Source organism: Streptomyces sp. NPDC050759 (genome assembly GCF_044456945.1).
In the GTDB taxonomy this organism is placed as follows: Bacteria; Actinomycetota; Actinomycetes; order Streptomycetales; family Streptomycetaceae; genus Streptomyces.
This window is the reverse complement of sequence record NZ_JBITGI010000008.1, coordinates 46513-68392: the sequence shown is the minus strand read 5'-3', so window position 1 is coordinate 68392 and position 21880 is coordinate 46513. Positions and strand designations below refer to the sequence as shown.

The window sequence follows — 21880 nt, the reverse complement described above, 5'->3', positions numbered from 1 at the left end:
CTAAAATACTAGGCATCTAGATAAATGGAGGAACTGGTGATTGAGTTCCACCTGAACGACCGCTCCGGCGCGTCCCCCTACCAGCAGCTGGTCCAGCAGGTACGCCACGCGCTGCGGCTGGGCCTGCTCGAGGAGGGGGACCGGCTCCCCACGGTCAAGGAGGTGGCCCGGCAGGTGGCGGTCAACCCGAACACCGTGCTCAAGGCGTACCGGGAGCTGGAGCACGAGGGACTGGTGGCCGCCCGGCCAGGGGTGGGGACGTTCGTGACCCGGACGCTGGCCGACGCCTCGCTCGCCGCCCACGGCCCGCTCCAGAAGGACCTGCGGCGCTGGCTGGCCAAGGCCCGCCTGGCCGGCCTTGACGACGAGTCGATCGAGGCCCTGTTCATGACCACCTTTCGGACCGCCGCTGGAGAGGACGTAGCGTGAGCGCCGTCTTACGGGCCCAGGCCCTGGGCAAGAGATACAAGCACCGCTGGGCGCTGCAGAACTGCGACCTGGACGTGCCCGCCGGGCGGGTCGTCGGCCTGGTCGGGCCCAACGGGGCAGGCAAGTCCACCCTGTTGAACCTCGCATCCGGCATGCTGACGCCGACCACCGGAACGATCGAGGTGTGCGGCGGCCGTCCCGCCACCGGCCCCGCGCAGCTGGCCAAGGTCGGCTTCGTCGCCCAGGACACCCCGACCTATGCCGCCCTGAGCATCGCCGACCATCTACGGATGGGCGCCCGCCTCAACCCCGGCTGGGACGATGCCCTGGCCCGCGAGCGGATCCGGCGGCTCGGTCTGGACCTCAAACAAAGGGCCGGGAGGCTGTCCGGCGGCCAGCGCGCGCAGCTCGCTCTCACCCTGGGCATCGCCAAACGGCCCGAGCTGCTCATCCTGGATGAGCCGGTCGCGGCCCTGGACCCGCTCGCCCGGCGGGAGTTCATGCAGGACCTGATGGAGGCCGTCGCCGAGCAAGAGCTGAGCGTCGTGCTCTCCTCCCACCTGGTCTCCGACGTGGAGCGGGCCTGCGACTACGTCATCGTCCTGGTCGACTCACGAGTGCAAGTGGCTGGCGACATCGACGACCTGGTCGCCTGCCACCACCGGCTCACCGGACCGCGCCGCGACCCGGACACGCTCCCGGCCGGACAGCACGTCATCACCGCCAGTCACACCGACCGTCAGACCACCCTGCTGGTGCGCACCGACACCGCGGTCCACGATCCGTCCTGGAGCGTCAGCCCGCTCGGTCTGGAAGACATCGTCCTGGCCTACATGACCCGGCCCGCCGATGCGGTACGCGACACCCGGCCCGCACTGGAGGTCCTTCGATGATCTGGCTGACCTGGCGCCAGTTCCGCACCCAGGCCGCCGTGGTGTTCGCCGCCGTAGCTGCCCTCGCCGCCGCCCTCGCGGTCACCGGCCCGCAGCTGGCCGACCTCTACCAAACTGCCGGCAGCAGCCTGGTGGACCAGGTCTCCAGTTCGGACCAGAGCGTCTACTACGCCGGACTGCTGGTCGTGCTTGCCGTGCCGGCGGTCATCGGGATGTTCTGGGGCGCTCCGCTGATCTCCCGTGAACTGGAGACCGGTACCCACTACCTTGCGTGGAACCAGGGCGTCACCCGCACCCGCTGGCTGGCGACCAAGCTGGGCCTTGGTGCGGCGGCCGCCATGACCGCCGCCGGGCTGACCAGCCTCGCGGTGAGCTGGTGGAGCAGCCCCATCGACCGGGCTGTCAACGGCGGTGGCGCGACGGACACGTACTTCCCGCGGATCGACCCCGTGGCCTTCGCCGCACGGGGTGTCGTCCCGATGGCCTATGCCGCCTTCGCCTTCGTCCTGGGCGTCGCCCTCGGTCTGGTCATCCGCCGCACCCTGCCCGCGATGGCCACCACGCTCGTCGTCTACGCCGCCGTCCAGATCTCCGTACCGTTGTGGCTTCGGCCTCATCTGGCCGCTACGGAGCGGACCACCGTGCCGATCGAGCCCGACGGCGCCCCCATCAGCATCCAGGAGGGCGCCCAACAGATCGTCACGCACCCCGACGTGCCGGGGGCCTGGGTCACCTCCCAACAGACGCTGAACGCCGCCGGTCAGCCGGTCCCAGTGCCGTCGTCCTTCGCCGACTGCCTGCGCACCGAGTCGGGCCCGCCCACCCTGCAGCAATTCGACCGCTGCCTCGCCGACCTCGGCGCCCGGGGCTACAAGCAGCAGGTGACCTACCATCCCGCCAGCAATTTCTGGGCCCTTCAATGGGCCGAGACCGGGCTCTACCTCGGCCTCGCCCTGGTCCTGACCGGGTTCTGCGCCTGGTGGATCCGCCGCCGACTGACCTGACCAGGCGGCAGGGCCGGAGCGCGACACCGAACCGCTGAAGCAGGTGCGAGGGGCAGCCGGGATCCGGATCCGGCTGCCCTGTCGCGTCCTGCCTCTGGTCCCTCTACCTGCGCATACTGTCACTTGATGTATCGCGCGACGCCCGTCGCGCCGTTAAGCACGTACTCCAGCGGACCACGTCGAAACCGCCGGGCCCAGAAGACAGCGAGGACCATGGCGGCGGCGATGGCGCAAGTCAGGGCCAGCAGCGCCGGTCCCGTCTCCTCCTCCATGCCGACGGCGGCGATGGCGAGGACGTGCAGGACGTAGGCGGTCAGCGCGATCATGCCGACCGCGCTCACCGGGGTGGCCAGGCGGGTCACGCGCGGGAGACTTTCCGTGGCGGCGACGCATGCGGCGATGACGGCGAACGCGACGCCGGTGTTGCCGAGGATGGAGAACGTCGTCTGGCTGTGCGGAACGCCCACTAGGAGCCAAGTGGCCGGCGCCCCATCGCTGAGGTAGCCAACCGTGTCGGACCACCAGGCGGAGGCCCCGGAGTCCCCTTCGGTGGCGGCGGCGATGCTGCTTTGCGCGCCGGGCACGAGACTCAGTGCCAGCCAGGAGCCACCGTAGCCGAGGACAGCCAGTGCACCGCCGGTGAGAGCCAGTTGCAATCGCACTCGGCCCCGGGTGAGGTCGAGCCGGGCCACCGCCATGCCGGCGATCAGAAACGGCGCCCAGGTCAGGACGGGGTACTCGCCAGTGAAGAGCAACTCGACCAGTCCGTCCGTGCCGCTGAGCCGGGCCACCGGGTCGTAGGCGATGATCGTGTCCGCCCACTCCCCGTTGTAGATCGACTCGCGTATCACGTAAAGCACTTGGGGCATGACCAGCGCGCAGGCGGTGGCGATGACGGCGAGGGTGCGAGCCCGGAGCCGGTACAGCGGGAGGACCGCTAGGAAGAGGGCGCCGTAGAAGGCGAGGATCACGTCGACGTCGGTGCCGAGGGCGGTCAGGGCGAAGCCCAGCGGGATCAGGACCAGGGAGCGGATGACGATCCGGCCCACCGCCTGCCGCCCGGCACTCCCGGTGCGGGGCTGCGGGCGGCCGGTGATCAGCACCAGGCTGAAGCCGGCGAGCAGCGCGAAGAGCGTGGCGGAGCGGCCACGCGCCCACTCCATGACGAAGCCCAACGGTCCGCCGATGGCGGGGTCCGGGCCGAAGTGGGCAGCGTACATGGAGCGGGGACGGTAGTCGAGGAGACGGCTCCGGAGGGGCTCGCCTCCATGATGGGCGTCGGGGGCTCGGTCGATGTCGTGTCCGGGGTCATGTGTTCCAGAGTTGAGGGCGTCGCCCCCGTCGGCCCATCCGGCGAACGGCCGGAACCACCCCGCCAACCGGCCGGAGCGCGACCGCCGTCCGGCTGGATCCTCGCTCGCCGGGTTGCGCGACCCGGAGCGCGGAGGAACCTGGGAGCAACCCCCCGACGTCGTAGCAGTCCAAAGGTGGTCCGGCGACGAGCGGAGCACAGGTGATCCGGGTAGTGGTGGTCGACGACGAGGCTCTGATCCGTATGGGCTTCACGCACATTCTCAACACCGCGGACGACATCGAGGTCGTGGCAGCGGTGCCGGCGGCCAAGCGGTCCGCACGGTGCGGGAGTTGCGTCCGGAGGTCGTGCTGCTCGACATCCGGATGCCGGACGTCGACGGGCTGACGGTTCTCGCCGATCTTCGCCTGCTGTCGGACCCGCCCGTGGTGGCCATGCTCACCACCTTCAACATGGACGAGTACGTGGCGACAGCCCTGCGCTCGGGGGCTGCCGGGTTTCTCCTCAAGGACACCGACCCCGAGCAACTGCCGCACCTTGTCCGCGCCTTGGCCGACGGCGGTGTCGTGCTGTCGTCGAAGGTCACCCGCACGGTCGTGGACGGTTACCTGGCGGGGAGCCGTTGGGAGGCGGCCGCCGAGGTCGTGGGGCGACTGACCGATCGTGAGCGCCGTGTCCTCGTCCTCATCACCGAGGGCCTGTCCAACACCGACATCGGCAGCCGTATGCATCTGAGCACCGGCACCGTGAAGGACCATGTCAGCGCTCTCCTCGCCAAACTGGAGGTGAGTACTCGCGTCCAGACCGCCCTGCTCGCCGAACGTGCGGGCCTGCTCAGGCCGCAGGAGCAGGAGCACCACCCATGAGAACGCGCCCCCTGCTGCTGGACGCCACTCTGATCGTGGTTTCGCTGCTGGACGTCTGGGTCCACGTCGACACCGAGGAGCGCGGCCGCCTGGCCTGCGCCCTGCTCGCCGCCGTCTCCCTCACGCTGCGCCGCCGTCTGCCGTGGCTCACCTTTCTGCTCGCGCTGCCGGCCACGCTGGCCTGCGCCCTCATCTGCCGGAGGCGGCTGAAGAAGCACCGATCATGATCGTGTTGCGAGGTCATAGCGCCCTGTGTCCACGCGACGTTTCCGGGGGGCGACCTGGCTGTCAAGGTGCTCGATATGCCGTGCCGAACGAGGATGATTGAGGCCGGTGCGATGCACCACATCAACCCAAGCTGATAAGCCGCAGCCGGACCGCCCCGCGGTCAGGGCTGGTCATACCAGGCAAACGCTGCGATCCGCCAGCCCTCGGAGGTGCGGACGAACTGGATGGTCTTGGTCCCGTCTCCCTCGAACGGCTCACCATCCAAGATCCCGGACTTGCGGTACTCGCCGAACCGCGACGCGATATCGCCCGCGATCTCTGTCCTTTCAGAGGTTTCCCACTCGGAGAACTCGACCAGCCGACCGTCGGTCAGCAGCCGCCGGCGAGGCTCGATGAACTCGTCCACGGTGTAGACCGTGAACTCCGGGCCGGTCTTGACGATCACGCCACCCGGAAGAATCAGCTGGCGGATCCGGGCCACGTCGGCAGCCTTGCCGCCCCGGTTGTCAAAGGCATCGAAGAACTCGGCGGTCACGACGTCTATCTCGATCTTGGACATGGCGCGACAGTAACAGCGAAGGGGTGGCGGACATCGTCGGTCTCGACGGGCTGCCGAATGTCGTCGAGGCAGACCCTCACGCGCCAGTTCAAGCGCCTCGCAGTCCGCCGGCAGACGGCTCGGCCTCCACAACGCCATAGTCTCCTGGGCCTGCGGACTGATCTGCTGGAGACGACTCAACAACCCTTCACCATGATCGTGTTACGAGCTCAAAGCCTGGTCAAAACAGCTTCCTATTTCGGGGATTTGCCGTGCCTTGAGGGAATCTTGTGGTGATCAAGAGACGCGGTTTCCCGATCACGGGGTCGATGCCGATTAGTGTGCGATCCGCTCCGGGCGCCCGGGATGACGGAAGAACCCTGCCACACCGCGTGGGGCGGGGCGGCGACGGTCAGGCGCGTCAGTGCGGCGGTCTTGCCACGTCGGAGCACACATCGTTTTCGGCCGGTGCGCCGCCCGGGTGCCGAATGCCGTGATCGCGAATTGGGGTGGGGATGTCCAGCCATCGGCTGTCCAAGAAGTGCCGCTACGCCGCCTGGGCGACGGCGGGCGTCGCCGTCGTAGGCCATCGCCACCGCGGCCGGCAATTCCCGCTTGCCGGGCGACCTCTGGTACGCACTGTCGGACAAGCAGTACACCACCGACGCGGACTGGCCGTGGAGCTCCACAAGTTCACCAACCACAGCCGCGGCCACCAGTACATGGTCAACGGCAAGGAGACCCGCGGCGGTTGCACCATCACCGTCGACCGGGACGCCTGGAACGCGCCCGCCGCGATCACCGGCTGAAGCGCATTTCGCCCGGCTGCCTGCGGCGCCTTCTCACCGCTCACGCAGTCCTCGTATCCGAACCCATTGCGGCTCCGGCCTGCTTCTCACCCGCCCGGACCGCTTCCGAAGGCTCGGCAGCGCCGTGCCGTCGACCCACGAAGGACAGAGCATGCCCCTTTCCCAGCACACCGCCAGAGCAGCACGCGTCATCGGCACGTCGGCCGCCGCGGCCGCACTCGCCCTCGGTGCCGCCCACACTGCGCTCGCGTGCAGCATCGGTGACTTCTCGGCAGCGGCCGTGTGCGACACGGGCGGCCATGGCGTCATCCGCGTCACCGACAAGGACTCCTCCGGCACCCCGGCCACCGTCAGCCTGTATGTGCAGCTGAGCATGCCCGGCGGCGAACGGCTCGTCGACACCAAGACGATCGAGCACCCGACGGCCCAGGGCTCCACCGTGGACCTGGCCCCCCTGGACTGGTACGCCGGGGAAACCTTCCGAATCCACGTCAAGGCCGGCGATCAGGTCGACGACGACATCCAGCCCCAGGTCGTCGTACCGAACGAAACCTGCGCGCCCTCCAGCTCCCCTTCGGCACCAGCCGTCCCTTCCGGCCAGCCCTCGTCGACATCGGCGCACCCCTCCCCGACCTCCTCCACAGCCGCGACCACAGGGCCGAACCCGGCGCAGAGCGGCAGCGCGACCCCGGCGCGGGATGCGAGCAGCGCCGCATCGCCCGCAGGCAGTGGCACCGATCTGGCCGAGACCGGCGGGGGCACCGGCACCACCGTGATCGCCGGCGCCGCCACCGCGCTGGTCGTGTCCGGCGGTGGCATCGTCCTCGCCCTCCGTCGCCGATCGGCACACCGTTCTCGCTGACAGGTTCCTGTCTCACCTGAACACGCCGGCGATGTGACCCATAGGGCCGTGGTCACAACACAACAACATGGGGGGATCCGCGTGAAACGTCGATGGGTGAAGGTGCTGGTGATCGCGGTCCTGGTGATCGCCGCACTCTTCATAGCGGTCGATCGCACAGCCGTGCACTACGCGAACGACGAAGCCGCGCAGCTCGCGAAGCAGAAGTACGGCTATGGCAACACCACCGACGGATACCTGGACGTGGCGATCGAGGGCTTTCCGTTCCTTGCCCAGGCGGCAGACGGCGACTTCGGGCACGTGACCCTGACCGCGGGCGGGTTCTCCATCGACACCACGACCAATACGCAGGGCGGCTATCTGCACATCGACCGTCTCCACCTGGATTTGCGCGATGTGCAGGTGACGTCGCTGACAGCGCGCAGCGCCGAAGCGAACCTGGCCACCGGCACCCTGACACTCTCGTACAAGGAACTGTCCGGTGTGGTGACTCGGCTCGCCGGCAGCGGCGGCCCGCTGCAGGTCTCGCAGCCACCGGGGTCGAGCGGCCAGGCGGCACGCGTCAAGGTCTCGGGCACTGCCGGTGGCACGGCGTTGAACACCACGGGGACGCTCCTGGCTCAGGGAACGGAGCTCTCCCTGACCGTCCCCGGTGCCGAGAGGGCCAGTACCGTCTGGCGGGTCGGTCTCCCGGCAGGCGTCGACTTCACGGCGGCGCGTGCCACCGCGGACGGCATCGAGATCAGCCTCGTCGGTCACCAGGTGACGCTCGGTTCGTCGCGCTACGGCCAGTGAGACGCCCCTCAATGGCGTCCTCCACGGCGATCATCCTCTGCCGTAACCGCGGCGGCGACGGTGCTTCACCACCCGCGACCCTCACTCGGCGTCCGGTCCAGGGGCGCATGGGCCGGGTGCCAGAGCATGTTCTGGATCACGATCCAGCTCGGGCGGCACCACTCCAGCTGCCCCTCTTGGCGAGGACCGTGTACGTCGTTTCCTCCTCGAGGAGCGCACTCGCTACGGCGGGAGGTCTTCCCGATGCGGCGGTGCAGGAGCGGTGTGTGCTCGACCTGTTGATGGCGGCGGCCTCATGTCCGGACCGAACCGGGTGAGCCGCCGAGCAGCAGCGGCCACACGCTGGGCATCTCGGGCACCGGTACCTCGATCAGCGAGGGTCCCTGTTCGCCGAGGCATTCCTTGAGAGCCCCGGTGAGGTGAGCGGGGGTCTCGGCGCGGACGGCGGGGATCCCGAAGGACTCCGCCAGCCGTACGAAGTCGGGGCTGGTCAGGTCGCTGCCGATGAAACGGCCCTCGAACTCGTCCGCCTGGATGCGCCGTACGTTTCCGTAGGCGTTGTCGTTGAAGACGACCGCGATGACCCCGATGCCGTACTTGCGGGCGGTCGCCAGTTCCTGCATGTTCCAGCAGAATCCGCCGTCGCCGTTGATAGAGACGACCGCCCGGTCCGGGTTGCCCACCTTGACGCCCAGTGCCGATGGGTAGCCGTACCCCAAGGTGCCCTGGTAGCCGGGCGTGAGGAAGGTCCCGGGATGGTGGACGGGGTAGCCGACCGCGGCCAGATAGCCGACCTGGGTCAGCTCGTTGACCAGGAACCCGTCGTCCGGGATCGCCTCGCGCAGAGCGCGGACGTACGACCATTGCGGTTCCACGCTCTCGACCTTCCGGGCACACTCGGCGCGTACGTCGGCCAGCTCGCCGGAGGACCACCCGGTCTCCGGCCCGGACAGCCCAGCTCGGCCGGCTCGGCCCGTGCTCAGCACGGCACGCAGACTCTCCAGCGCCGTCCGGGCGTCGTCACACACGCTGAGCTCGGCCCGGCGGGGTGGTCCCAGGTCGGCCGGGTCCGCGTTGACCAGGACGACGGTTGCCGCGTGGGCGGTCGGCATGGCCGTGCCGCGCGGAGTCACAAAGCGGCTGCCCACGACCAGGACCACGTCGGCCGAGGGCAGCAGCCGCGGTGCGGCAAGGCTGGGGAAGGCGAGTCGGTGGTACGACGGGACGGCCCCGCCCGCGTTGCGGCTCATGACGACCGGGGCGGACAACTCCTCGGCCAGGGCGGTCAGTACGGCGCCGGCCCGCGAGGCGAGGACTCCCCCGCCGGCGTAGAGCAGGGGGCGGCGGGCCCCTCGTAGGACTGTGGCGATCTCTGTGAGGACGTCCCGCTCCGATTCAGCAGACTGGGCGGAGCGGACATCCTCCGATCTCGGACCGGCGACATCAGCACCTTCCAGGTCCTCCTTCGCTCGACCGCCGGCAGAACCCTCCAGATCCGTCTCCGCCCGTGCGGCCAACACATCCGCCGGGGTGGTCAACGCCACGGGTCTGGGACGCCCGGACCGTGACCGCCGTATCGCCTCCCGTACCAGGCCGGGAATGCGGCCCGGCGCGTCGGCGCGAGCCGACCACTTCGTGACCGAGGCCAACACCCGGTCCTGATCCGGCAGTTCGTGCAGCATTCCCAGCCCCCGGCCCGCGAGCGGCGACGGAATGTCGGCCGCCAGGCACAGCATCGGCGAGGAGCAGGCGTATCCCGTGGCCACGGCGGGCAGTGCGTTCAGCACACCAGGACCGGGGACGACCAGGCAGACGCCGGGCCGGCCGGTGGTGCGTGCGTACGCCTCCGCCATGTGGGCGGCGCCCTGTTCGTGCCGGGCGGTGGTGTACTCGATCGGTCCTCCGGCGGAGCGGGCGCGGGCCAAGGCGTCCAGGATGTGGTCGAGTTGGACGCCGGGCACGCCGAAGATGTGGCGTACGCCCTCCCGCTCCAGTTGGCCCACCAGCGCCTGTGCCCCGCTCAACTCCACGTCGCTGCCGCCTTCTTGTTCTCGGGCTCCGCGTCGCCGGGCGCCTGCGCCCTGGCATCGCGGCGGTCCAGCCAACTCAGCACCGGCACCGTCATGACCGTGGTGATCAGGGCGACGAGGACCAGCGCGGTGAACAACTCCTCGCTGACAATGCCCGCCGTCAGTCCGACGTTGAGCGCGATGAGCTGCATCAGGCCGCGGGCGTTCATCAGTGCGCCGACCCGGACGGCCACTGGGCCCGGCTCGCCGCGTAGTCGGGCCGCGGCCCAGCAGCCGCCGAACTTGCCCGCCACCGCCAGCACGACCGCGGCCGCGCCGAATGCCATCACGGACGGGTCGGCGAAGACGTCGAAGCGGGTGTTCAGGCCGGAGTAGGTGAAGAACATCGGGACGAAGACGACCTGGGTCACGGACTGGGTGGTGCGCACCAGCCGTTCGGACGCCTCGCCGCGTGGCATGGCCATCCCGACGCAGAACGCGCCGAAGACGGCGTAGAGGTCGATGATGTCGGTGAACCAGGCGGCGCAGAACAGTACGGCGACGGTGAACAGCAGGCGGGTGTCGTCGCCGAGTCCGGGCCGGTTCACGATCCACACCAGCATGCGCCGGCCCAGCAGGAACAGGACGGCCACGAACAGCAGGGAGCCGCCGACCGCCGTCAGGACGGGCCCGGCCTCGCCGGAGGCGGCGCTCAGTACCCCCGCGAGCAGGATCCAGGCGATGGCGTCGTCGGTGGCCCCGGACGCGAGGGAGAGGGAGCCGAACCGGGTACCGGACAGCCCGCGTTCGGTGATGATCCGGGCCAGCATAGGGAAGGCGGTGATGGCGAGGGCAACGCCGACGAAGGCCGCCGTCACCCAGACCGAGACCCCGTCGACGAAGATGCCGACGTGGCCGTGGGCCACGAGGGTCAGGCCCACGCCCAGTGCCAGCGGGATCGCCACCCCGGCCGAGGAGACCGCGACGGCGGTACCGGCCAGCCCGCGCCCGGCGTGCGCCCGGAACTCGTATCCGGCGGCGAACATGAGGGCGACCAGGCCGATCTGCCCGGCCACGTACAGCACCGGCTTCAGTTCCGGCGGGAAGACCTCCTCCGACAGGCCCGGGGCCAACAGCCCGAACAGCGAGGGGCCGAGCAGCACCCCGGCGATCATCTCGCCGACCACAGGCGGCTGTCCGAACCGGCCCATCACCAGGACGACCACACGACACGTCAGCAGAATCACGACGACGGCCAGGAAGAAGGCGGGAGCGAGCTCCACGGGAGTCATGGTCGCGTTCCTCTCAACGGCCTGCGGCGACGGACGGGGCGGAACCACCGGACGAGGCGGCGAAGTAGTTCCGGCACAGCCCCTGGCGGCGGGCGTCCCACACCATGTAGCTGCCGAGGACGAGTTGGACGAGGCTGCGCGGGACGGCAGCCCAGCGGTCGGCCAGCCGCAGCGCCGAGAGGCGGATCCGCCGGCCGACGGGGCTCCACAAGGCTCCGGTGCGCGGGACGAGCAGACAGGGACCGCGGCTGGGCAGCGAACGGGTGTGCTCCACCGAGGACTCCAGCCGAAACCGCCGTAGCGTCTCCTCGGCCGCGACCCGCATGGTCAGGACGGCGAAGCCACGGGCCGGGCAAGGGCGGTTGGCCGTAACTCCGAACGGGATGAAGGCGGATGGCCTGGTGTCCGGGGACAGCCACCGGTCGGGGTCGAACCGCGCGCCGTCCGAGCCTTGGTATTCGGGGTAGTTGAACAGCAGGACCGATCCGGCGGGGATCGGGTCCCGTCCGTCCCGGGGGATGGCATCGGACGTGATCCGGTGGGCCACACCGAACAGCGGGAAGTGCTGCAAGGTCTCGTTGATCACCCGGTCCAGGAAGTCGGCATCCTCCTCGCCGGCCGCCAGACGGTCCTGCACCGGCCGGTGTGTGGCCAACGCCAGCAGCAGGTGGGCCATCGCCTCCGACATCTGCACCACGGCCGTGTTGAAGAACGTCCCTTGCAGGTAGTACGCCCTCTCGCGCTCGGAGAGCGTGGACGGAAGCGGCACCGGTGGCGGGTCGTGCGCGAGCCGGTCCCGCAGATAGGCGGTGAGCCGGGACCGGCGGTCCATGTGGCGCAGCCGGGTGCACTTCAGGGCGCTCACCACGTCGTCCGCGTTGCCGACGATCAGGTCACGGGCGTAGCGCGGGCACCGCTCGCGGAAGACGACCTCGTGGTAGACCTCGGCCCACACCGGCATCATCAGGTCGCGCAGCCGGACGCGCTGCACATCGGTGGTGTCGTCCAGTTCGTCGAGCACGCGCCGGGTGCAGCGGCCGACCAACTCCGTCCACTGCTCACGGGAAAGTCCCGCGAGGATCTGCCGCGTGGTCCGGGCTACGTCGTCGTAGCGCGGCCCGGGTTCCAGGTGCTCCTGGTGTATCTCCGCTCCCGGCGAGAGCCAGTACCAGAACAGGTCGGACAGCGCGGCTCCCCGGCTGCGGCCGTTGGCCGCGGGATGCCCGTACACCTGCTTGAACTCCGCGGCGGGCACCTCCCGACCGGGCGCCTGGATGCCCTCCTCGCCACCGACCCGGGCGAAGATCCGGACCCGTAGCGCGATCACCGTGCGCGGCAGCCAGTACGGCAGGCTCGCGACCACGGCCAGGGTGAGGGCGAGGGTCGTCCATCCCTGGGCGCTCATGACACGGCTCCCCCGAAGAGCCGCCCGGACCAGGCCGGCCGGACGAGGTCGGGGGTGAGCTCGTCCAGACCGGATGCCCCGCACAGGGCGACGGTGTCGTCGAGTTCCTCGCGCAGCAGCTCCAGCAGCCGCCGCACGCCCTTCTCACCGCCCTCGGCCAGGGCCCACATCACGGGCCGTCCGATCCCGACGGCGGCCGCGCCGAGCGCCAGCGCCTTGACGACGTCGGTGCCGCGTCGCACTCCCCCGTCGAGGAGGACGGGGATCCGTCCGGCGACGACGGCGGTGATCTCGGGGAGCATTTCGAGGGTGGCGGGTACGGTGTCCAACTGCCGTCCGCCGTGGTTGGAGAGCAGCAGCCCGTCCACGCCGTGGCGCAGGGCGAGGCGGGCGTCCTCGGGATGCAGCACCCCCTTGAGGAGGATCGGCAGCGAGGTGGTCCGGCGGAGCCAGTCGATGTGCTCCCAGTTGAGTTCGGCGGACATGACGATCTGCCGTACGTGGCCGCTCTCGCCGTCTCGCAGGTCGCGCAGGTTCTCGCAGCGCAGGCCGGCCGGGAGGTCGTGGAAACCGTTGCGCCGGTTGCGTTCGTTGGCGCCCAGCACCGGGGAGTCCACGGTGACGACGAGGGCGCTGCACCCGGCCTCGGTGGCCCGCCGGACCAGGGTCTCGGTGATCTCCAGGTCGGGCTGGATGTAGAGCTGGAACCACAGCGGCACGCTCGCGCCCCCGGCCGCGCGGGCCGCGTCGGCGATCTCTCCGACCGCCACCGTCGATGCCATGGACACGATCATGATCGCGCCGGCGCCGGCAGCGGCCCGGGCGGTGGCCACCTCCCCTTCCGGATCGACCAGTTTGTGGAAGGCGGTCGGCGACAGCAGGATCGGCATGCCGGCCCGGTCACCGAACAGCCGTACCTCCAGCTTCCGTTCGGCACTGCCACGCAGCACCCTGGGCAGCAGCCGCAGCCCGCTGAACGCAGCCTCGTTGGCTCGTACGGTGATCTCGTCCCGTGCGCCTCCGGCGATGAAGTCGGCGTAGACGGGGTCGAGTTTGGCGCGGGCCGCGGTCTCGAAGTCCTGGACACTCAGCATCATGGCGTCCGTCACCGTCCGGCCGTGACCGCGGTGGGGTACTGGATGTCGAGTTCGCGGGCGAAGAACTCGGAGAGCGGGGCGTGGTGGACCTCGGGGTGGTCCCACTCGTTCTCCAGGTTCTCGGCCAGGTGATGGGTGCCGAGGAGCTCGCCGTCGCGGTAGTGGCGGATCACCGGGTGGAGGTACGCGGCGTCGAAGGCGTCGTCGACCGAGTTCTGCGCGGTGCGGCGCACGGTGATGTCGAAGGGGTCGACCTTGTCGTGGTCGGGCCCGTATTCCAGGGTGATAGTGAAGTAGTCGCCACTTTCGGCGAGTTGGCTTTCCGGTGCGTACGCGACGGGGACTTCCTCGTGGTAGCGGGCCGGTTCGCCGGGTGCGGTGACGATGAGGTCGCCGATCACGCCGAACTGCTGCCACAGCGCCGAGCTGCGGTTGACCCGGGCCACCACGGCGTCCGCCAGTGCGGTCGGGGTCGCGTCCAGCGGCTGGTGCGGCCAGGGCCGGTCGTGGTGGCGTTCGTCGAGAATGCGGGTCAAGGCCCGCACGGCGTACCGGAATCCGTGGATGAAACCGCCGGTGGACTTCTTGAAGTCACGCTGCTGCATCAGGGTTCCGGCGAAGTACAGGCCGGGCACGTTCACCGACTCGTAGGCCGGGGAGAGGGCGGCGAAGCGGTCGTTGATGACCAGTTCGGGTTGGCAGTCGGGGTCGAAGACCGAGGCGTCGAAGCGGAAACCGGTGCACACGATGACCCGGTCGTAGTTCAGCTCCTTCACCACCTCGTCGGCTCGGGAGAAGCTGAAGCGGACCCGGTAGCGCCCGTCGTCGTCCTTCTCGATGGACAGCGCATCGCCGTCCAACAGGGCGTTCTGCGACTTGAGTTGGTAAGTGTCGAGGAAGTTGTTGTTCACCGCGCGCAGATGACCGACGAAGTGGGTGTTCCAGGCCATCCGTATCGAGTGCGGGCCCGCGACATGGATCACCGCGGCGGTCTCGACAAGGTTGTCAGCGGTCTCCAGAGCGGAGTTGCCCTTGCCGAGGATCAGTACGCGCTGGTCGATGAAGTCGTCCGGGTCCACCGAGACCACTGAGTAGTCCTCGGCGGTCTCGATGCCGGGGATGTCCGGCGTGTTGGGCCGGGTCAATCCGGTGGCCATGATCAGGCGTCGGGAGTGGTGCGACTGCCCGTGCTGGTCGGTGACGGAGAAGCCGTCCTCGTCGCGCCGGATCCGTACCGCCCGGGTGTCGTAGGCGATGTCCAGCTTGAACGTCTCGGCGAAGTCGGCCAGATAGCGCACCAAGTCGTCGGCGTGCGGGAAGTAGCGCTTGCTGTAACGGGCGAACAGCAGCCCGGGGTCCGGGGACAGCAGGGAGTTCCAGTCCATCCGGAGGTTCAGCTCGGGGTCGTCGGTGCCGTTGTGGACCTTGTTGATGGAGATCAGCTTGCGGTGGCGGGGGAAGGTACGGAAGAAGGTTCCGGGCGCTCGGCCGCTTTCGAGGATCCGGTATCCGTGCCCTGCCGCCTGCAGTAACTGTCCGAGCTGGAGTCCGGCGGGGCCGCCGCCGACCACGAGGTAATCGAGCCGCTCACTGTGCATGGTCGCTCCTTCTGCTCCGGGCGGAGCAGGCCCGGAGACGGGTGGGGGGAGACAAGCCGGCGTCCAGGCATCAGCCGTAGTGGGTCGGCCGGCCGGTCGGAACGGGAGTGCTGCGCAGACGGGGTGAGCATTTCCGGCGACGGCCGCAAGGGCAGCGGGGGACAGGACGACCCGTGCGATATGACATGGGCATGCCAATCCCTTCCATCGGATTCTCCCTTTGAAAGCTCAACGAGCACGGTAGTCAGCGGCAGCGGCCATGGAAACAGGGCATCGGCGATGACAGCGATTCGACAGGTGCACGTGAGCGGCGCGTCCGCCTTGATCGGTCTGACGGCGTTCGTCCTCAACGTCGTGGTCACCGCGGTCTCTTCTGGGACATCTGCCCACGAGGGTGCCTGAGGGCTGCGCGCCGGCACATTCCCTCCGCCAGTGCACCGGCATCCTCCTTCTGGCATCGCTCACGAAGGGTGACCGGCACACCTGTCATCCGGCAGCCATCGTGGGGAGATTCTGGGGAGATGAGCCGCGCTGGGCAGCACGTGGGGAGAACCGACAATGCAACGCGGCACGATCCCGAAAGGATCTGAAAGAACCATCCGCGCAGGTCAGAATCGGCAATCATCGCATAGTCGCCGGTCAGCGAGTGAGTTTGTACGTGATTTCAAGCGACGGGACTGACTCTAGCCATGCCCAGCCGACCGTGTCCCCTTTCCACGTGAACCATCAAGATCGGGCTCCACGAAGCTCCGGGCAGCTCACACAGTCAGTGGAGACCATGACAGGGCAGTACGCCACTGGTCGTCGTCGCGTGCCCAGCTCTTGACGACATCGGCGGCCAGATCATGCCCGTGCATGGCATAGGGGGCGGGGATGCGGGCCTGACAGTGGGCGTGGGGGCCGCCGTCGCGGTACTCGACGAGGCAGCTGTGGTCGTCCTCCAAGTACACCTGGATGTAGTGCTGCCCGGGGTCGGGTGAGTCGGTCCGCTCGACGATCAGGAAGCGGTGGACGAGGTTGAGCTCGCTGAGGAGGTCGTACAGCGTGTCCTCGTCGGGGTCGTCCCAGGTGTCGCCGTTCCACGCCTTCGCCCGAATCCTGGTCACGTGGTCTCGCCGGCGTGAACGACGGACTGTTCGGCGAGGCCGAGCAGTTCCTCGGTGGTGACACCGCGGTCGCCGGCCGCGGTGTGCAGGGTGAGGCCGGTCGCGGGGTCGGCCTGGGCCTTGAGGACCTCGCCAAGACGGTTTTCCCACTCGACCCAGCTGCCGGGGGCGCCCTCCAGCAGGGACAGTTCGTTCAGCAGGACGGGCAGGGGGGCGATGCCGCGCTCAGGGCCGGTGCTGTGGCTCTGGGTGCGGGTGTTGGTGTAGCGCATCCGCAGGAACGGGACACGCTCGCGGTCGAGCTTGGTCGGCTGGAGCGCCAGGCGGAACAGGTGGATGGCTTCTTCCTCCGTCTCCGTCCCGGAGAACTCGCAGCGGTAGCCGGGGAAGAGGGTCCAGGTGGCCTTGTGGAGGTCGGCGTCGTCCTGGGCATGGTTGTCGTGGACGCCGGGACCGACGGCCGCGACGGTGTCGAACTCCCAGCCGGGGCAGGTGAATCCGCCCAGGGCCACGAGTGGCCGGCCACTGTCGGTGATGTCCGTGCTGTGCTCGCGTGCGAAGGCCAGCACGGCCTGCGCCAGGGTCGCGTCGTATCGGCCCATGACCCGCATCTCCAGCAGGTGCTCGTGGTCCGGGGTGAGAACGGCGTCGAAGTTGAAGATCATGCGTGACCAGTGCCAGGCGTCGGGCAGGCCCTCGATGGGGGCGGCTCCGGGCTGGGCGGCCACCTTCGACGTCAGGTCCATCGTCTGGCTCTCTTCCTGTTGCTCACTGTTGTGCTTCTCAGTGTGTCTGCTGCCGGAGCGGGTCAGGAGCAGGAGTAGTTGGGTCCGGTGTCCTGCCGGTACGTCGCCGTCATCCGTCCGCCGCCCGCGGAGTTCTGGCTGCGGGTCATGGGCACCAGGTTATTCGTGTCGTTGTAGTAGTCGTTGCGGGTGCCGCGGTCGGTGTTGTATCCGGTCTGGTTCCAGTGCTGGACGACCGGGTGCACATGCTCGTAGGTCAGCTGGTCGCTGGGGACCGGGTTGCCGTTGGAGTCGAACCAGTTCAGCTGGTCCCGGGGGATGCGCTGGCCCGCGTTGGCGTGTCCGGCCGGGTAGACGGGGACGCCGCCCTGCGTCTGGCCCTCCACGGTCCACTGCGAGGCCATGGCGTCGTGGGTGGACTGCCGGTAGCTGCTGGGGTACTCCGTGTCGCGGTTGTGCTGGATGATCGGCGCGTTGGGGTCGCGCATCCACCAGCCGTTCGGGCCGTGGATGGCGGGCATGAGGCCGAGCGGGTCGGCGATCGTGAACGGGTTGTCGACGTAGGCGTAGTCGTTGGGGGCCGCGGCCAGGCCGAGGGGGTCGTGGCTGAGATAGCGGGCCGTTTCCGGGTCGTAGTGCCGGAAGTAGTTGTAGTGCCAGCCGGTCTCCTCGTCGGCGTACTGGCCGGGAAAGCGCAGCGGGCAGTCGGTGGCACCGGTGGCCGGGCTGTCCGGGGCGGCGGGCAGGGGCAGCCCCCAGACGGTCGTGCGGCCGCGCCAGGCGACGGTGCCGTCCGGGGTGACGAGTTCGGTGGGCGCGCCGGACAGGTCGGTGACGACGGCGTGGAAGCGGGGGTCGGCTGCGGGGTGCCGGTCGAGCTGGGTGAGCGGGCGGTGGGTGCCGGAGTGGTAGTCCCAGGTGGTGGTTCTTCCCGCCTGGGTGGTCTGTTCGGACAGCCGGGTGCCGTCCCAGGCGAAGAGGGTCTCCTCGGCGACGTGCCCGTCCGTGTCGAGCCGCCGCTTGGCGGTACGTCGGCCCGCTGCGTCGTACTCGTAGACCCAGCGGGCGCCGTCGGCGGTCGTGGTGCCCGTCAGGTGGTCGTCGCTGTCCCAGGTGTAGGTGTGGGTCTTGGTCTGGCCGTTGAGGAGGCGGGTGTGGCGGCGGACCAGGCGCCCGTTGCCGTCGTACTCGCAGGTCGTACGGCCGAAGCGGCGCAGCCGGTTGCCGTCGTACTCGCCGGTGGTGGCGTCCGGGTCGGTGCCGGGCCGGGCGGCGCGGGTGAGGTTGCCGGCGGTGTCGTAGGCGTACGACTCGCTCCAGCCGGTGCCGTGGACGGAGGTGACCCGCCCGGCGGGGGTGAGGTCGAAGCGACGGCTGCTGCCGGTCAGGTCCTGGATCTCGGTCAGGAATCCGTCCGGGCGGTAGCTGTAGCGCCGGTGCTCCAGCAGCTGCTCGCCGTGGGACAGCTGCTGGGCGCCGAGGCGGCCGTTGGTGTCCCAGTCGTGGGTGAGGCTGAGGCCGGGCCCCAGGCCCCGCAGGATCTCGCGGCCGGTGGCGTCGAAGGTGAAGTCGATCCGGTGGCCTTCGGTGTCCAGGGCGGTGGGTCGGCCCGCGGCGTCATAGCTCCAGGTGGAGACGGTGCCCGACGGGGTGCGGCGCTCGATGCGGCGGCCGAGGACGTCGTACGCCCAGGTGGTGGTGCGGCCGTTGACGGTCTCGGACAGCTTGCGGCCCAGCAGGTCGTAGGTGTGCTCCACGGTGGTGGTGGCGTTGGCGGAACGCAGCAGGGCGCCGGAGAGGTCGTAGGAGAAGGTGCTGACACCGTCGGCGCGGTGCTCCTCGACGGGGCGGCCCAGGACGTCCCGCACGTAGGTAGTCGTCTCGCCCGCGCCGTTGGTGCGGGCGGCGAGCGCGCCGGTCGGGTCGGGCCGGTAGGTGAGGGTACGGCCCGCGAAGTCCCTCTCGCGGATCAGGCGTCCGGCTGCGTCGTACGCGTACTCCCAGACGCGGCCGGCCGGGGCCGCGACACCGGTCAGGCGCAGTTCGGTGTCGTGGTGGAAGGTGTGACGGACGCCGTCGGGTGTGGTGCGGGAGGCGGGGAGGTGGAAGTGGGTGAAGGTGAAGCAGGAGGTGTTCCCGGCCCGGTCGGTGGCGGCGACGAGGTTGCCCTCACCGTCCCATTCCCACATCTCCAGGGCGCCGTCGGCCAGTTCGCGCCAGGCGGGCCGGCCTTCCGTCGTCCAGCCGAACCTCTCGGTGCGGCCGTCGGCGTCGGTGAAGGTGCGCACGCGGCCGAAGGCGTCCCGCTCGACGGTGGTGGTGTGGCCGAGGGCGTCGGTGAGCGCCACGGGCAGTCCGGCCGCGTTGGCCGCGATCCGGCGGGTGTGGCCCAGGGCGTCGGTGATCGCGGTCGGCCTGCCCTGCTCGTCGTAGTTGTAGTGGGTGGCGGCACCGGCCGGGTCGGTGGCCGAGAGCCGGTTGCCCCGCTCGTCGTAGGTGTACCGCCAGGTGGCGCCGTCCTCCTCGGTGATCTCGACCGGCAGGCCGAGGTCGTCGTAGAGCGCGCGCATGACGTGTCCGTCGGGGCGGACGACGGCGGTGGTGTTCCCGGCGTCGTCGTACTCGTAACGGGTGATACGGCCCAGGGCATCGGTGACGGAGGCAAGGCGCCCCGGCCCGTCCCACGTGCGGTGGACGGTGTTGCCCTCGGCGTCGGTCCAGCCGGTCAGCTGCCGGTGCTCGTCGTAGCGGTAGACGGTGGTGTGGCCGAGGGAATCGGTGTACCGGGTGGCGCGGCCGAGCAGGTCGTAGTCGAGGGTGCAGGAGAGGAAGCCGTCGGCGCCGGTGCCGCGGACGCAGCGGTCCGAACTGTCGTACTCCCAGCGGTACCAGCCGCCGTTGCGGTCGGTGCGCTCGACGATGCGGCCGTTGCCGTCGTAGGTGAAGCGGGCGGCGTGGCCCAAGGCGTCGACGACCTCGACGAGGTCGCCGTGCACGTCGTACCCGTACCGGCGCAGTGCCGTGCCCTCGGGGCCGCCGTCCTCGGTGTCGAGCAGCCGCAGCGCGGTGATCCGGTTGTCGTCGGTGTCGACGGCGATCCGGTAGCCGCCGCTGTGCCAGACCTCGACGGGGGTGCCGGACTCGGTGCGGTCGATCTCCAGGCGGTGGCCGTTGCGGTCGGAGACCCCGGACAGCGGCAGGGTCATCCGGTGGGCGGCCGGGGTGCCGGGGGCGGGCGCCGGGATGGGAGCGAAGTGGAAGGTGTGACCGGTGGCCGGGTCGGTGACGTGGATCTCCCCGCCCGGTGTGCCGTCCCAGGTCAGCGGCCAGCGGGGGCCGTGGGCCGGCAGGACCGGCTCGTCGGGGCGCGGAACCGGGTAGACCAGCAGCATGCCGTCGGCGGCGGCCAGGACGAGCCCGTCGCCATCGGCCTCCAGCCGCTGATCGAGCGTGGAGGCCCAGGAACGGCCGAACCACTGACCGCAGCGGTACGACGACACGTGCGTGCGCTCGACGACCAGGGGCAGCAGACCGGGCAGACTCACGTCGGTCTCGGTGAGGATCATCTCGCCGGATATCAAGTCGATCGGGTCGCCGCCCTTGCAGCGGCCGTTGGCCGGCTGTGCGGTCCCCAGCCCGTCGCCGCCCGCGCCGTCCCGCAAGGGGCTCGACGAGTCGCCGCCGCGCGGCCCCGTTCCCGTCCCTGTGGAGGCCAGGGATGTGCCGGGGCCGGACTTGGGGGACCCTGCGCTGCCGTCGCCGCCCTTGCGGAGGCCGTCGAAGTGGTCGGCGAGACCACGGTCGTTGTCCTGGTGATTGCGGGCCATCTGCTTCAGACCGCGCGTCATGCTGTCGTCGAGGTGCTTGGCGGACTTCTTGACGGCCTCCTCGATGCCGTCGATCACCTTGTCCAGCACGGCGTTCGCCGTATCGGCGATCGCGTCCTTGCCCTTCGTACGCCCGTAGTGGCCCTTGGCCTTGCCGATCCTGCCCCCGGCTCGGTTGCGGAAGACGCCCCCCGCGCTGGTCAGACTGGTGGAAGCCCGGTCGTACTCATCGGGGTCGAAAGTGAACGAACCACTACCCGCCCCTCCACCACCGCCACCGCCACCGCCACTGCCTCCGCCTCCGCCGGCGCTGGCCAGTTTCATTTGGCCCTTGGTGGCGTCGGCCCCCTCGCTGAGACCGGTCTTGCCCGCCCGCGCGGTCTGGCTCAGGTCGACACCGTTCTGCACTCCGAGGGCGTTGCCGCCCAGTTGGACCACGAGGTCCCCGACCATGGCACCCAGCGCCTGTTCCACCGGGGCCAGCGCCAAGCCGACCACCTGCTCGGCGGCCTGCTCGGCGGCCTCCTTGAACAGGCGCTTCAGTATCAGCCGGGTTGCCTGGGTGGCCCCGAGCGCGCCCAACTCCGACAGCCCCAACGTCAGGGGCGCCGCGGCTTGGGCCGCGGCGACCTCCGCTGCGAGGATGCCCAGTTGGACCACGGCCGCGGCCTTGGCGCCCTCAATGACCACCGCCACACCGTCCAGCGCGGTCGCCGCCAGCCGGCCGCACTCGGCCAGGTTCTCCAGATGCTTGCCGCGGATCTTCCCCCAATGGGCATCGAGCGCCTCCGCGGCCAACGAGCCGCCGGAAGAAGCGACCAGCGCCTGGATCCCCTGATGGGCGGTCGCCGTGCCGTCCTTGATGTCGTCAGCGAACTCCCGCATGGCATCTGCCATCTGCCGGTAGTCGTCCTCGTCCACATTCGGCCAGGACACGCCGATCAGGTCCAGCAGCTCATCCGCCCACCCAGGCAGCACCACACCCATGACTGCGACTCCCCCGTCAACTCTCCATCAACAACGGCCACTTCCTCGCCATGAGACACCTACTAAAATAGCGTTTC

At 69.7% G+C, this 21880-nt stretch carries 16 protein-coding genes and 2 pseudogenes; 8 read left to right on the top strand and 10 right to left on the bottom strand.

Annotated features, from left to right (window positions below):
- The first annotated feature begins 24 nt into the window (after positions 1-24).
- The 3 genes from ACIBJB_RS23735 to ACIBJB_RS23725 are packed head-to-tail and all read left to right on the top strand — an operon-like array spanning position 25 to position 2326.
- Positions 25-429, top strand: coding sequence for a GntR family transcriptional regulator (locus tag ACIBJB_RS23735; protein ID WP_398933109.1), 405 nt, complete (start codon positions 25-27; stop codon positions 427-429).
- Entirely contained in the window at positions 426-1322 is an 897-nt protein-coding gene (locus tag ACIBJB_RS23730; RefSeq protein WP_398933108.1) for an ABC transporter ATP-binding protein, read from the top strand. Before ACIBJB_RS23735 ends, ACIBJB_RS23730 begins: the two co-directional genes overlap by 4 nt.
- On the top strand, positions 1319-2326 hold the full coding sequence (locus ACIBJB_RS23725; protein WP_398933107.1) for a transporter: 1008 nt from the start codon (positions 1319-1321) through the stop codon (positions 2324-2326). Before ACIBJB_RS23730 ends, ACIBJB_RS23725 begins: the two co-directional genes overlap by 4 nt.
- A gap of 119 nt (positions 2327-2445) precedes the next feature.
- Here the strand turns inward: ACIBJB_RS23725 and ACIBJB_RS23720 are convergent, their stop codons facing one another.
- Positions 2446-3546 carry a DUF418 domain-containing protein gene (locus tag ACIBJB_RS23720; RefSeq protein WP_398933106.1) on the bottom strand — a complete coding sequence of 367 codons (1101 nt, stop codon included), beginning with the start codon at positions 3544-3546 and terminating at the stop codon, positions 2446-2448.
- A gap of 293 nt (positions 3547-3839) precedes the next feature.
- On the opposite strand from ACIBJB_RS23720, the pseudogene ACIBJB_RS23715 reads away from it, so the two are divergent.
- Positions 3840-4504, top strand: a pseudogene (locus tag ACIBJB_RS23715) (response regulator).
- A complete protein-coding gene (locus tag ACIBJB_RS23710) occupies positions 4501-4731 on the top strand; it encodes a hypothetical protein (protein ID WP_398933105.1) in 231 nt (76 codons plus the stop codon). The pseudogene ACIBJB_RS23715 and the gene ACIBJB_RS23710 overlap by 4 nt, the downstream one beginning before the upstream one ends.
- 161 nt (positions 4732-4892) lie before the next feature.
- Here the strand turns inward: ACIBJB_RS23710 and ACIBJB_RS23705 are convergent, their stop codons facing one another.
- Positions 4893-5291, bottom strand: a complete 399-nt coding sequence (locus ACIBJB_RS23705) for a DUF4440 domain-containing protein (RefSeq protein WP_398933104.1) — start codon at positions 5289-5291, stop codon at positions 4893-4895.
- A 564-nt stretch (positions 5292-5855) separates the two neighbouring features.
- On the opposite strand from ACIBJB_RS23705, the pseudogene ACIBJB_RS23700 reads away from it, so the two are divergent.
- The 3 genes and pseudogenes from ACIBJB_RS23700 to ACIBJB_RS23690 all read left to right on the top strand — a co-directional run.
- Positions 5856-6079, top strand: a pseudogene (locus ACIBJB_RS23700) (peptidoglycan-binding protein); the annotation flags it as partial.
- Positions 6080-6230: 151 nt separating this feature from the next.
- The gene (locus ACIBJB_RS23695; RefSeq protein WP_398933103.1) at positions 6231-6941 is read left to right on the top strand and encodes an LAETG motif-containing sortase-dependent surface protein; all 711 of its coding nucleotides are present in this window, start codon (positions 6231-6233) and stop codon (positions 6939-6941) included.
- Between the two features lie 33 nt (positions 6942-6974).
- Positions 6975-7736 (top strand): DUF2993 domain-containing protein, encoded by a 762-nt coding sequence (locus ACIBJB_RS23690; protein WP_398933102.1) that lies wholly within the window; start codon positions 6975-6977, stop codon positions 7734-7736.
- A 293-nt stretch (positions 7737-8029) separates the two neighbouring features.
- Here the strand turns inward: ACIBJB_RS23690 and ACIBJB_RS23685 are convergent, their stop codons facing one another.
- From ACIBJB_RS23685 to ACIBJB_RS23650, 8 genes are all read right to left on the bottom strand, one after another.
- A complete protein-coding gene (locus ACIBJB_RS23685) occupies positions 8030-9766 on the bottom strand; it encodes a thiamine pyrophosphate-dependent enzyme (RefSeq protein WP_398933101.1) in 1737 nt (578 codons plus the stop codon).
- Positions 9757-11037, bottom strand: coding sequence for a cation:proton antiporter (locus tag ACIBJB_RS23680; protein ID WP_398933100.1), 1281 nt, complete (start codon positions 11035-11037; stop codon positions 9757-9759). Before ACIBJB_RS23680 ends, ACIBJB_RS23685 begins: the two co-directional genes overlap by 10 nt.
- A 13-nt stretch (positions 11038-11050) precedes the next feature.
- The gene (locus ACIBJB_RS23675; RefSeq protein WP_398933099.1) at positions 11051-12442 is read right to left on the bottom strand and encodes a cytochrome P450; all 1392 of its coding nucleotides are present in this window, start codon (positions 12440-12442) and stop codon (positions 11051-11053) included.
- Positions 12439-13539 (bottom strand): alpha-hydroxy acid oxidase, encoded by a 1101-nt coding sequence (locus tag ACIBJB_RS23670; RefSeq protein ID WP_398933098.1) that lies wholly within the window; start codon positions 13537-13539, stop codon positions 12439-12441. The genes ACIBJB_RS23675 and ACIBJB_RS23670 overlap by 4 nt, the downstream gene beginning before the upstream one ends.
- 8 nt (positions 13540-13547) lie before the next feature.
- On the bottom strand, positions 13548-15137 hold the full coding sequence (locus ACIBJB_RS23665) for an NAD(P)-binding domain-containing protein (protein WP_398933097.1): 1590 nt from the start codon (positions 15135-15137) through the stop codon (positions 13548-13550).
- A gap of 758 nt (positions 15138-15895) precedes the next feature.
- On the bottom strand, positions 15896-16243 hold the full coding sequence (locus ACIBJB_RS23660) for a hypothetical protein (RefSeq protein ID WP_398933096.1): 348 nt from the start codon (positions 16241-16243) through the stop codon (positions 15896-15898).
- The gene (locus ACIBJB_RS23655; RefSeq protein ID WP_398933095.1) at positions 16240-16989 is read right to left on the bottom strand and encodes a hypothetical protein; all 750 of its coding nucleotides are present in this window, start codon (positions 16987-16989) and stop codon (positions 16240-16242) included. Before ACIBJB_RS23655 ends, ACIBJB_RS23660 begins: the two co-directional genes overlap by 4 nt.
- A 62-nt stretch (positions 16990-17051) precedes the next feature.
- Positions 17052-21803: a DUF6531 domain-containing protein gene (locus ACIBJB_RS23650; protein ID WP_398933094.1), complete on the bottom strand. Its 4752-nt coding sequence runs from the start codon at positions 21801-21803 to the stop codon at positions 17052-17054.
- Positions 21804-21880 lie beyond the last annotated feature (77 nt).